The following is an 11,756-nucleotide window of genomic DNA, read 5'->3' on the forward strand; positions in this document are numbered from 1 at the left end:
CAAGACGAAATTTTCGCCCTGCTTGCAAGGCTTATCGTTGCAGCCGTCCTTTGCCATCTTAGGCGCATACATCGCGCTAGCCGCAATAAATCCGACGTCGGAAGCTTTAAGCGCTTGCGAAAGAGCCTCGCCGATCGATTTTGCTTCTACGATTTTGCCTTTAATCTCATCGTAAACTCCTGCTTTTTGGAAGGCCTGTACGCTTGCGGTGCCGTAAGGAGCGGTCTTTGGATTTGCTATGGAAATCGTTTTAACGCTAGGGTCTTTTAAAATTTCAAGCCCCTTGCTAAGATCTACGCCGCGCACGCTAAACATCGCCACTTTGCCTTTGGCGTAAGTTTTGGCAGGCGCCGTCGCAAAGCCCTCTTTATGCAGATCGTCTGCAAATTTCATATCCGCCGCCATAAAAATATCAAACGGAGCGCCGTTTTTGATCTGCGTGCTAAGCGCTCCGCTTGCGCCCAAGCTCACGTTTAGCGTAGTTTGCGGATGTAGCTTGGCAAATTCCGCCTTGATCTCGTCAAACGCATACGTCGTGTTCGCAGCGGCTGCTACGCTGACCTCTCCCGCGCTAAGCGCGCCTGCGGTTAAAATTCCTAAAAGCACTGCTTTTAACTTCATTTTATGCCTTTCGTTTCGGCTTTCGCCGAGAATTGAATTGTATCTAAAATTTTAAATTTACGCCTTAAATTTTAAAATTTTGCGCACCCAATTTCACCCTATTACGCGCCAATAATGATCTCGCTAGGCTCGATGATCGCCGTTACTTCATCTCCTACTCCTAGAGCCATCGCGGTGGCAGATTCTCGCGTGATGATCGCGGTGATGTTTTGGTGCGAGCTTGTGCCTAGACAGATCTCTGCGTTTACCGCGCCGATTTTGACCTCGCTAATCGTGCCTTTGATTTGATTCATCGTGCTAAGTTTTAGCTTCTCCGAGGCTCCTTTAGCGATGATGACGCTTGGAGCTTTGAATAAAAACAGCACATCCTTGCCCGCCTTTAGCCCTAAATTCTTTTCGCTCTCTACGGTTACCGTCGCGCATAAAATTTCACCACCTGCGAGTTTAGCCGTGATTTGAGAATTTACAGCGCCTGTTTGAACATCCGTAATCTCAACACTTAGCTGATTGCGCGCAGAAAGCTTCATGCCGATCTTCTCTAAGCTTAGAAGGCTCTCTTCGGTGATCTCGTCAAGCTTTAAAATTTCACTCAAAAACGTCTCGCCCGCGTGGCTGATAGCATCATAAGCGCGAATTAGTTTGTGAGCGTAAGGGGTAAGCTCGGAGCCGCTATTTTTCTTAGTGCCTTGAGTGCGGACGATGAGCGGCTTTTTGCTCGCGTTGTTGATTAAATTTAGTGCGTCCCAGCCGTTTTTATACGACACTCCTACGATCTCTGCGGCCTTTGTAATACTTTTAGTCTCATCTACGGCCTTAAGCAGCTTAATGTGCTTGGCTAGAAGCGATGTTTCCTTGCCAAGTAGGAATTCCAAAGCAAATTTTGCGTCCATTTTCATCCTTTCTTATTTACTTTCACGTGATTTTATAATATATCCTCTGATATATTTCTTAAAGAGCTGCAGGCTTTATTCTGCGATATAAAGAGGGAAATTCTATATGAAATTTTACCTTTATTGACAAAATTTCTTTAAACTTGTAAAATCGCCACTTTGATTTATAAAGAAGGGTCACATTTGAAATTTATAAAACTTATATTCTTAGCCGCGGCATTGGCACTCTGCGGTTGCTCGCAAAAGCAAGACGTAGCGCCTAGCGATACGGATGGTTTTGACGAGGAGTTCGCGCAACGTGAGGTTTTCGATCCGCTTAGCGGCTATAACCGCGTTATGACGAGCTTCAACGACGTATTTTACTCATACATATTAACCCCCGTAGCCAGCGGTTACGACTATGTAATGCCCGATCCGATCCAGGGCGCGTTTTCAAATTTTTTCTATAATATTTTATATCCGATGAGGCTCGTAAACAACCTGTTGCAGGGTAAATTTGAAAATTCTTGGGACGAGACGAAACGGTTTTTGATCAACTCGACCGTTGGCTTCGGCGGGCTTAACGATATGGCGGGCAAATACTACGGGATTCCGCGCCACGACGAGGATTTCGGGCAGACACTCGGGTATTGGGGCGTGCCGGCAGGTCCTCACATCGTCTGGCCGATCTTAGGACAGAGCAATCTGCGCGATACAGCGGGACTTGTCGGAGATTATTTTTCAAATCCGATAAATTATATTAAAGATGGCACGGTGCGAAACTCCGTCAATGGATTTAGAATATTTAACGACTACTCGCGCGATCCGAAATTTTATGAAAAAATGACCAAAGATGCGGTGGATCTGTATCCATTTTTACGCGATGCTTACGAGCAAAATCGCGAGAAACTAATAAAGGAATAACAATGAAAATTTTAAAAGTTCTAGCGCTTTGCGGAGCGCTTTTGATTTCGGCGCACGCTATTAGCGATGCGGATATCGAGCCCGTGATGAGCCAGAAGGTCGCCGAGGCCGTAGGCATTATGCGAAGCAGCGCACCAAAAGACGCAAAGCCTGCAAAAATTTTTGCGCTTTTTGACGGCTACTTTGACTACAAGATGATGGCAAAGCTCTCACTTGCTAAACATTATGCGAGCCTTAGCCCCGCGCAGATCGCGGAATTTAATAAAGCTTTCGAGGCGCATCTAAAGCGCTCGTTTATCGAAAAACTTTCGCTTTATACCGATCAGGATATGAAGGTGCTAAGCAAACAAAGCCCGAGCGATAAGCGCCGCGTGCTAAAAACGCAGGTCATCGGCGAGCAGAAAAACTACGACATAGATTTTAAATTTTATCCTAACGGCTCTGATTGGCGCATCTACGATGTCGATATCGTGGGCGTTAGCCTAATCCAAACCTATCGCTCGCAGCTAGGCGACGTAACGCAAAGCTTGGGCTTTGACGAGCTTATAAAGCGGCTAAATTCCACCGTCATCAATAGCGGCGAATAACGACACGCCCAAAAGAGCGGTATTTGAAAAAAATTTTTCGCCTAATCGTCACGTTTCCGAAAATCACGCTTGCGCTGTTTACGGCGCTGGCGCTCTTTTTCGGATATTACTCCACAAAGCTCGAGATCGACGCTTCGACCCAGACGCTACTGCTTGATAACGACGAGGATCTTCAAATTTGGCGCGAAGTATCCAAGCGCTACGAAACGCCGAATTTCTTAGTCGTCGCCTACACTCCTGCAGGCGATCTTTTAGCGCCCGAGACGATCCGCAAGATAGCGCAGATGGATGCCGCTTTTTCTAAGCTGGATTTCGTCGCCGGCGTCACGGACATCACGAACGTGCCGCTTTTGCTAAACAAAAGCGAGGGCATGAGCGAGCTGCTTAAGCACATACCCACCCTTACCGACGCGGACGTAAATTTAACCGCGGCTAGGCGCGAGTTTGCCACAAGCCCCTTTTACGCGTCAAATTTAGTAAGCGCCGATCTTCGCACTACCGCAATTTTAATAAATTTAAAACCGCAGAGCCGCTACGAGGAGCTTTTGCGCCTAAGAGACGGAGCCAAAAGCGCTCTAAAGCAAGCGGAGCATGAGGGCAATAGTTCCAAAGCTCAAATTTCACAGCTCAAAGATGCGCTTAAAGCTTCGGAGCAAAATTTCAAATCCTATCGCGACGAGCTTCGCGAAAAAGATCACCGCGACATTGTGGCTTTGCGCGCGTTGATCGCGGGTTTTGAGAAGGAATTTGCGGGCGATAGACTGTTTTTGGGCGGATTAAATATGATCGCCGACGATATGGTAGGCTACGTCCGCTCGGATCTGGCGACCTACGGACTCGGCGCCTTGGTGCTTCTGTTGGCGTGCTTTTGGCTCTTTTTTAGACAGGCGAAATTTATCCTGCTACCGCTTATCATCTGCGCGTATTCGGTCGTGCTTGCAGCGGGATTATTCGGCTTTTTGAGCTTTGAGGTCACGGTGATTAGCTCAAATTTCATAGCGCTTCAGCTCATCATCACGGTTTCGGTCTGTATCCACCTAATCGTCGCCTACCGCGAGTTTAGCGCGCGCTTTCACGCCTTTTCGCAGCGCCAGCTCGTTTATGCCGTGCTGCGCGAGCGTGCAAGACCCTGCTTTTTCGCGATCTTTACGACCGTTATCGGCTTTATGTCGCTAATTTTTTGCGATATAAAACCCGTAATTTCTCTGGGAATTATGATGAGCGTAGGCATCAGTATCTCGCTAGTTACGGCATTTGGAGTATTCGGCGCGGTTATGTCGCTTCTAAGGCGCACGCACAATAACCGCAGCTTCGAGCAGCACTTTAAATTTACGCTTTGGTGCGCCGAAACGGCGCTACGTAGCAGAGGCGCGGTCTACGGCGTGTGCGCTGCGGCGGTGATCTTTGGACTATACGGTATCTCGCAGCTGCGCGTCGAAAACAGCTTCATCGGCTACTTCAAAAAAAGCACCGACATCCGCGCGGGCATGGAGGTTATCGACACAAATCTCGGCGGAACGATCCCTCTTGATATCATCGTTAAATTTAAAAGCGCAGGCGGCGCAAATCCTGCTAGCGGGAGTGAAAATTCCGTAAGCGGCAGCGCAAATTTTAAGAGCGGCGAAAATTCTAATCCCGCGGGGCGAAATTTTGCGGCAAATTCTACTCGGCAAAATTCTATCGCGCAAAATTCCGCCACTCAGAATTCTACCGCCGCGGCGCAAAATTTAAATGATAAAAATTTGTCCGAGCAAGGCCCCGCTGCGGCAACACAGCCAAGCGACGCCGCAAATTCGGATCAAACCCGCGCCGCAAATTTAGAGCAGAATTCCACCGCGAGCGACGATTTTAGCGATTTCGAAGCCGAATACGCCGCCAACGAAAACAAGCCGCAGTATTGGTTCACATCCGAAAAGATGCGCATCATCGGCAAAATAGACGATTTTTTGAAGGACAAAAACGTCACGGGGCACGAGTTTATCGGCAACGTAAGCTCGCTCGCATCACTTTTAAAGCTCGGCAAACAGATTAATCAGGGGCGCGATCTGGACGATCTAAGCCTTGCTTTGATCTACTCTGAAATGCCCGCAAACTACCGCGAATTGGTGCTTTCGCCCTTTGTAAATATCGAAGCGAACGAGGCGCACTTTAGCATCCGCACGATAGATAGCGATCCGAATCTCCGCAGAGCGCAATTCCTAGCCGATCTTAAGCGCGATCTGGACTCCCTACTCGCCAAAGATAACGTCACGGCACAGATCAGCGGCATAATGGTGCTTTATAACAATATGCTTCAAAGCCTGATGAGCTCGCAGATAGACACCCTGGGTATCACCGTGCTCGTGCTTTTCGTGCTTTTCGTGATCATCTTTCGCTCGTTTTCATACGCGCTTATCGCGATCGTCGTAAATTTAATCCCGCTTTGCGCTTGCTTCGGCATCATGGGCGTTGCGGGCATTCCGCTGGATATCATGAGTATTACGATAGCGGCGATTAGCATCGGTATCGGCGTGGATGATGTTATCCACTATATCTATCGCTACAAGCGCGAGTTTGCGCGCCTTGGCGACGAGGCCGCGGCGATCCGCGCGAGCCACGCAAGTATCGGATACGCGATGTATTATACGTCGTTTGCGATCATTTTGGGCTTTAGCGTGATGATGATGAGTAATTTCTGGCCTACGATCTACTTCGGGCTGCTGATATGTTTGGTGATGAGCCTGCTGCTTTTGGGCGCGCTCATAATCCTACCGTCGCTAATAATGAGCCGAAAAGGCTTAAAATTTAGCCTCTTTAAAGCTAAATAAATTTTATCTCGCTATAATTCCCGTATTTGGAGAGGATGGCGACCTGGCGGCGTCTGCGGACTTCAAATCCGATAGGAGGGCGGTTGACCGTTTTCCGGGGGGTTCGATTCCCTCCCTCTCTCGCCGAATTCTTTCATAAAATTTCACTTTTGCATTCTTGATCTCTAGCGCTTTGCGAATTTATTTCAAATTTAAGCTCTAAATTTATACGTTTTTAAGTAGGGGGGGGTAGCATTATTTTCAGAATTTATCTCAAAGGAGCGAAGATGAAATATGTACTAAGCGCTGCGCTAGCGGCATTGATTTTAGTAGGATGCGGCGAGGATGAGGTAGGGCTCGTGAAAAACTACACCTTGCCAGATTCTAAATCTATGAGTATCGGCGCGGCGATCGAGGGTTCAAAAATCTGCAAAAATATCACCTGGAGCAAAGAGGAAAACGGCGGATTAAAGACGATTAAGATGGTCTGCGACGTGGATGTAGAGCATAGGCTTAAATCATATAAACAAGAGATGTTAGACTCATCTTTAAAAATGGTTATGACTTTTTATGAGGGCAAGGCTTACGGCGCGCAGGGTTTGTTTAAGCTGGCAAAAGAACACTGTAAATTAAACGAAGCTAAATTTCAAGAAACGCTTAAAAACCAAAGGCAAAATAGAATTTTTGAGGAGGAATGGAAGTCGGTCGATTGCGACGACAAATTAAAAGGGGAGATACTAAAAGAAAGCAATACCGAAATCTACATAGACTTTATTATGGAGTGCTTAAAAGCAGCCGTTTATTACTCGCAAATAACGGCAGAGCAGTTGGACGCGAGCTTCGGACATAAAGAAGGTGGATCATCAAAGCTTGCTATCGAGCTAAATTTTATCGTAAATGAGGGTAAAAGCGTGAGTCTGTCTGATAAATTTAAACTTATCACGAACGGCAAAGAAGATCCCGTAAATAAAATGAAGTCAAAAGATGTTATAGCGGGCTTCTACGAAAGACAATAAGCGCCCTATCTCGCGGCTAAATTTGATGAAATTTTAAAATTTAGCCGCTTTTCTTATAATAAAATTTCATTCAAAATTTCAGGTGCGGTTTTAAATTTAAAGCGCGGCGGAAGCAGTTTCGCCCGCCGCGCCGTGAAATTTTACGCCGGATACAAGCTTATTTGTCGTGTCCTTGCAGATACGCGATCGCGCTAAGTGCAGCAACTGCGCCGTCGCCTGCCGCGCAAACGACCTGCTTAGGCGCATCCTGCCTCATATCGCCCGCCGCGAACAGCCCGTGTACGCTTGTTTGCATCTTTAAATTTACCGCGACCTGCCCGCCCGGCGTGACGTCGCAGATGAACTTGCCACTTTCGTCTTTTAGCACCTCGTTTCGCACGTCAAGCCCCACGAATACGAAGATCCCCGGCAGCTGCAGCTCGCGCGTGGCACCGCTTGTTTTATCTTTGACGACGACGCCCGTTACGCCGCTTGCATCGCCCTTGATCTGCTCTACGAGCGCGCTTGTAATGAGCTCGATATTCTCACTTTCGCGCACCTTTTGCACGGTCGAAGGCGCGGCGCGAAACTCGTCTCGACGGTGGATTAGGTATACTTTGGAGCAAATTTTAGCTAGATACAGAGCCTCCTCTAGCGCAGTATCGCCGCCGCCGAGGACGGCAACCTCTTTGCCCTTGTAAAAAAACCCGTCGCAGGTCGCGCAGGTACTGACGCCGCGACCGAAAAACTCATCCTCGCCCTCGATCCCCGCGCGGCGCGGAGTAGAGCCCGTAGCTACGATAACGGCACGCGCGCGTCGTGTTTGATCGCCCTCGAGATAGATCGTAAAATTTCCGTCGCCGTCTTTTGAGATGCGTAGCACGCGCACCATCTCATGCTTCAGCCCGAAGCGGAAGCACTGTTCCTGCCAAGGCGCCATAAAGCTCATCCCGTCGGTTACCGCAGCAACGCCAGGATAGTTTTCCATCTCGGAGCTTGAGGTGATCTGCCCACCAGGCATACCCATCTCAAACATCACGACGTCTTTTAAACCGCCTCTAGTAGCATAAAGCCCCGCCGCTAGCCCTGCAGGGCCGCCGCCGATAATTGCTAAATCTAACATTTTTTCTCCTTAATTATTTTATTAAGTAAAGCCGCGAGCGTTAAATTTACGAATTTAATTAATAAAACGATGAGTGGAAGGAAAAAGGGCGAAGCCGCCCTTTTAAAATTTACAGAAGCGAGTTTAGTTTGTCGGCTATGATCTGCTTAGATTGCGCGCCAATGAGCTGAGCTTTTAGCTCGCCGTCTTTGAAAAATAGAATCGTAGGGATCGAGCGCACGCCGAACCGCACCGCCAAATCCTGCGCTTCGTCGGTATTTACTTTGCAAATTTTAGCCTTGCCCTCGTAATCGTTCGCAAGCTCCTCGATGATCGGGGCGATCATACGGCACGGTCCGCACCAAGGCGCCCAAAAATCGACTAGCGCGACACCCTCTTTAGTAACATCGAAATTCTCCGAAGTAAGCTCTATATACTTTCCCATAATGTTCTCCTTGTGTTAAAATTCCGCGGATTATAGTTCATTATCTTAAATAAATAATAAAAATTCTAATTCAAAAAGATATGTTGGCGATAAATTTTATCTGCTTTGGATAAACTTCCACTACGTCGATCTGCCACGGCTCGTCCGTATCGTAGCTCATCAGATAAAATTCCGCCGCCTTTAAAATTTTAGCCATCTTGGCGCCCGTCACGCGCTCTGCGGCGTCGTAATCGCCGCTCGTGGCCTTTACTTCTACGAAGTGCAAAATTCCGCCCTTGCGCGCGACGATATCGATCTCGCCAAAGCGGCAGCGGAAATTTCGCTTTAAAATTTCAAACCCTTCGCCGCGTAAAAATTCTGCCGCACGGTCCTCGCAGGCAAAGCCGAAAAGATATTCTTTTAAGCTCAACTTAACTTTCGATCCTGATCATAAAAGGCTTTTGCGTGATGAAATTTTCGCCGCCGATCACGCTTATTGCGCGCTTGATATTCTTCTCGCAGCACGTATGCGTCGTAAAAAACAGCGTTACCTCCTCGTCCGTTTTGAGCTTAGGCTTTTGCAAAAAGCTGTCGATCGAAAGATCGTTTAAGCTCATAATGTTCGTAAGCTTCGCAAGTACGCCCTTCTCGTCGCGCACGCGCAGCCTGAAATAGTACTTCGTGCGGATCTGCTCGCTAGGCAAAATTTGCATAAAATTTTCGCTCGGCAAAATTTTATATCCGAGCATCGGATTTTTGTTATCGCGCGCAATGTCGATGAGATCGCTTATAACCGCACTTGCCGTAGCGCTTCCGCCCGCGCCAGGGCCGTAATACATACTCTCGCCGACGCAGTCTCCGTAGATGCTCACGCCGTTCATCACGCCGTCTACTTTTGAAAGCATTTGATCCTTTGAAATGAGCGCAGGATGAACGCGCAGCTCGACTTTGTTGTCGCTCGCGCGCTTAGCTACCGCAAGCAGCTTGATTATGAAATCAAATTCGCGCGCAAAATAGATATCCTCCTGCGTGATCTCCTCGATCCCCTCGATTAGGATATCTTCAGGATCTCCGTGCACGCCGTATGCGATGCTAGCTAAGATCAAAAGCTTATGCGCCGCATCGAACCCGCCGATGTCAAAGCTTGGATCGGCTTCGGCGTATCCGAGTTCTTGAGCTCGCTTTAGCGCGTCTTCAAATTTCTCGTTTTTTTGCATCATATTCGTAAGAATAAAGTTGCTCGTGCCGTTTACGATGCCGATTATTTTTTCGATACGATTGGCGCTTAGCCCCTCGCGCAGGGTTTTGATGATCGGAATTCCGCCCGCCACGCTCGCTTCAAAGCCAAAAGGCGTATCGCCCGCAAGCGTCTGAAGCTTGTAGCGATGATAAGCCAAAAGCGCCTTATTTGCGGTAACGACCGCCTTTTTACGCTTTAAAATTTCGCTTACGATCTCATAGGGCTTTTCTACCCCGCCCATAAGCTCTACAAAAACGTCAATATCGTCGCGCTCGATGATACTCCCAGCGTCGCTGCTAAGCGGAATTTGCACATCGCGCTTTTTACTCGTATCGCGCACGAGTCCGATTACGGGCTCTATGCTAACGCCTGCGCGCGCAAGGATGATATCTTTGTTTTTGATCAAAATGTTTGCAACTTCGCTACCTACGGTGCCGACGCCTAAAATCGCTACTTTCATCAGATCTCTTTCAAATATTTTTTTATATTTCTAGCGGCTTGACGGGTCCTATTTTCATTTTCGATAAAGGCGATCCGCACGTAATCGTCTCCCGCCGCGCCAAAACCCACGCCTGGGCTTACGGCGACGCGCGCCTTGGTAAGAAGCTGTTTGGAAAACTCCATGCTTCTTAGATGAGCCGCCGCTGGCGGTAATTTCGCCCACGCAAACATCGACGCGCTAGGTTTAGCGATCACCCAGCCCGCGTCCGCAAAAGCGTCAATCAAAAAATTCCTACGCTTCTCATAGGTCGCGCGGATCTCCTCTACGCACTCTTGCGGCCCGTCCAACGCGATCGTTGCGGCTACTTGGATCGGCGTAAACATACCGTAATCAAACCACGATTTGATCTTTTTAAGCGCGGCGACTAGCTTTTTGTTTCCGCTAACAAAACCCACGCGCCAGCCCGCCATATTGTAGCTTTTAGAGAGCGTGTACGCCTCGACTGCGACGTCCTTCGCACCCTGAACCTCAAAAATGGACGGCGTTTTGTAATCGTCAAAAGCGATCTCTGCGTAAGCGATGTCGCTGATGATATAAAACCGCTCCTGCCGCGCCATCGCCACGAGCCGCTCGTAGAAGCTCTTTTGCACGACAACGGTGGTGGGATTGTGCGGGAAATTTACGACGACGTATTTTGGACGCGGAATGCTCTCGTCGAAGGTTCTTTGCAGATCGATGAAAAATTTATTCTCGTTAAAATTTAAATTTTCATCATAGGCAAGCGGGATTTTAACGACATTACCGCCTGCGATGATGAAGGCTTGGGTATGGATCGGATACGCAGGATCGGGCACCACCGCGACATCGCCCGGATTTACGATCGCGCTAGTTAAATGCACGAAGCCCTCTTTAGAGCCCATCACGGCGACGATCTCGCTTTCAGGATCCAAGATCACGCCGTATTTACGCTTATACCAATTCGCGCACGCAAGTCGCAGCTTGTAGATGCCCTGGCTTACAGAGTAGCCGTGCGTCTTGTCCTTTTGCGCGCTTTCGCAAAGCTTGTCGATTATATGCTGCGGCGTCCTGCCGTCGGGATTGCCCATCGAAAAATCGATTATGTCCTCGCCCGCCCTGCGCGCCGCCATTTTTATGGCATTGACCTCGGCAAAAACGTAATTTGGCAAACGCTCAATTTTTGAAAAACGAATTTCGTCAAACATCTCAAACCTCTTATCTTAAAGTAATTTTCAAGCCATGTTTAAAATTTCGCGCCTTAAACGCAGCGATCCGCTCGTGCTGCACGAAGGCTAAATTTCAAGCCTTCGTATCGATGCAGCGGCGCTTTTTATATTGCTCGAGCAATTTAAACTTTTACCTCGCTAAAATTTTAAAACCGCGGGGGCATTGATTGTTTAAATTTAGAGCATCACGACCCTTTGCGGCGCTGTTTAAATTTACGTCCGCTCTAAATGACCGAGACCTTCGTTTTGCAGAGCGCCATGGACGACGCCTCTTAAATTTAGCGCTCTACCGCAAGTGCCCGCACCGCTTAAAATTTTATATACACCACTTGAAATTTTATCCAAGGCAGCGCATTTTAAAACTCTTTAAATTTACGCTCCTAGGTTTAATTTAGGTCGCACTCGCCGCAGAAAGCCAAAATTTTACTCTCGGTGGCGGCAAAAGCCCTACGAGCGAGAGCTTTACCACTTCTTGCCCTTGTTTAGGCGCAGAAACTCATCGGCTGAGATTTTAGTGATATT

12 protein-coding genes are annotated in these 11,756 nt (G+C 48.2%); 4 read left to right on the top strand and 8 right to left on the bottom strand.

Annotation, left to right across the window (positions count from 1 at the left end):
• Positions 1–621: molybdate ABC transporter substrate-binding protein (gene modA / locus Q0413_RS06980; RefSeq protein ID WP_298988266.1), on the bottom strand; the 621-nt coding region annotated here is incomplete at its 3' end.
• A gap of 101 nt (positions 622–722) precedes the next feature.
• Positions 723–1,511 (bottom strand): TOBE domain-containing protein, encoded by a 789-nt coding sequence (locus Q0413_RS06985; RefSeq protein WP_298988267.1) that lies wholly within the window; start codon positions 1,509–1,511, stop codon positions 723–725.
• Between the two features lie 183 nt (positions 1,512–1,694).
• Between Q0413_RS06985 and Q0413_RS06990 the strand changes: the two genes are divergently transcribed.
• The 4 genes from Q0413_RS06990 (at position 1,695) to Q0413_RS07005 (ending at position 6,803) form a co-directional block, all read left to right on the top strand.
• Positions 1,695–2,414: a VacJ family lipoprotein gene (locus Q0413_RS06990; protein ID WP_298988268.1), complete on the top strand. Its 720-nt coding sequence runs from the start codon at positions 1,695–1,697 to the stop codon at positions 2,412–2,414.
• A gap of 2 nt (positions 2,415–2,416) precedes the next feature.
• Positions 2,417–3,001: an ABC transporter substrate-binding protein gene (locus Q0413_RS06995; RefSeq protein ID WP_298988269.1), complete on the top strand. Its 585-nt coding sequence runs from the start codon at positions 2,417–2,419 to the stop codon at positions 2,999–3,001.
• 23 nt (positions 3,002–3,024) lie between these two features.
• Positions 3,025–5,808 carry an MMPL family transporter gene (locus tag Q0413_RS07000; RefSeq protein WP_298988270.1) on the top strand — a complete coding sequence of 928 codons (2,784 nt, stop codon included), beginning with the start codon at positions 3,025–3,027 and terminating at the stop codon, positions 5,806–5,808.
• Positions 5,809–6,074: 266 nt separating this feature from the next.
• Entirely contained in the window at positions 6,075–6,803 is a 729-nt protein-coding gene (locus tag Q0413_RS07005; RefSeq protein WP_298988271.1) for a hypothetical protein, read from the top strand.
• A gap of 157 nt (positions 6,804–6,960) precedes the next feature.
• On the opposite strand, the gene trxB is transcribed toward Q0413_RS07005, so the two are convergent.
• From trxB to Q0413_RS07035, 6 genes are all read right to left on the bottom strand, one after another.
• A complete protein-coding gene (gene trxB / locus Q0413_RS07010) occupies positions 6,961–7,905 on the bottom strand; it encodes a thioredoxin-disulfide reductase (RefSeq protein WP_298988273.1) in 945 nt (314 codons plus the stop codon).
• A gap of 109 nt (positions 7,906–8,014) precedes the next feature.
• A complete protein-coding gene (trxA, locus tag Q0413_RS07015) occupies positions 8,015–8,329 on the bottom strand; it encodes a thioredoxin (RefSeq protein WP_298988275.1) in 315 nt (104 codons plus the stop codon).
• A 70-nt stretch (positions 8,330–8,399) separates the two neighbouring features.
• Positions 8,400–8,738, bottom strand: a complete 339-nt coding sequence (locus tag Q0413_RS07020; protein ID WP_297946048.1) for a YraN family protein — start codon at positions 8,736–8,738, stop codon at positions 8,400–8,402.
• Position 8,739: 1 nt separating this feature from the next.
• Entirely contained in the window at positions 8,740–10,008 is a 1,269-nt protein-coding gene (locus Q0413_RS07025) for a homoserine dehydrogenase (protein ID WP_297946050.1), read from the bottom strand.
• On the bottom strand, positions 10,008–11,213 hold the full coding sequence (locus Q0413_RS07030; protein WP_298988276.1) for an LL-diaminopimelate aminotransferase: 1,206 nt from the start codon (positions 11,211–11,213) through the stop codon (positions 10,008–10,010). The genes Q0413_RS07025 and Q0413_RS07030 overlap by 1 nt, the downstream gene beginning before the upstream one ends.
• Before the next feature lie 234 nt (positions 11,214–11,447).
• The gene (locus tag Q0413_RS07035) at positions 11,448–11,579 is read right to left on the bottom strand and encodes a hypothetical protein (protein ID WP_298988277.1); all 132 of its coding nucleotides are present in this window, start codon (positions 11,577–11,579) and stop codon (positions 11,448–11,450) included.
• Between the last annotated feature and the right edge of the window lie 177 nt (positions 11,580–11,756).

Origin of the sequence: uncultured Campylobacter sp. (assembly GCF_938045465.1) — a bacterium.
Lineage (GTDB): Bacteria > Campylobacterota > Campylobacteria > Campylobacterales > Campylobacteraceae > Campylobacter_B.

Bases quoted from the DNA above. Each gene is read 5' to 3' on its own strand.
- Q0413_RS06985 (WP_298988267.1), bottom strand. From the start codon at position 1,511: ATGGACGCAAAATTTGCTTTGGAATTCCTACTTGGCAAGGAAACATCG.
- Q0413_RS06995 (WP_298988269.1), top strand. From the start codon at position 2,417: ATGAAAATTTTAAAAGTTCTAGCGCTTTGCGGAGCGCTTTTGATTTCG.
- Q0413_RS07005 (WP_298988271.1), top strand. From the start codon at position 6,075: ATGAAATATGTACTAAGCGCTGCGCTAGCGGCATTGATTTTAGTAGGA.
- trxB (WP_298988273.1), bottom strand. From the start codon at position 7,905: ATGTTAGATTTAGCAATTATCGGCGGCGGCCCTGCAGGGCTAGCGGCG.
- trxA (WP_298988275.1), bottom strand. From the start codon at position 8,329: ATGGGAAAGTATATAGAGCTTACTTCGGAGAATTTCGATGTTACTAAA.
- Q0413_RS07025 (WP_297946050.1), bottom strand. From the start codon at position 10,008: ATGAAAGTAGCGATTTTAGGCGTCGGCACCGTAGGTAGCGAAGTTGCA.
- Q0413_RS07030 (WP_298988276.1), bottom strand. From the start codon at position 11,213: ATGTTTGACGAAATTCGTTTTTCAAAAATTGAGCGTTTGCCAAATTAC.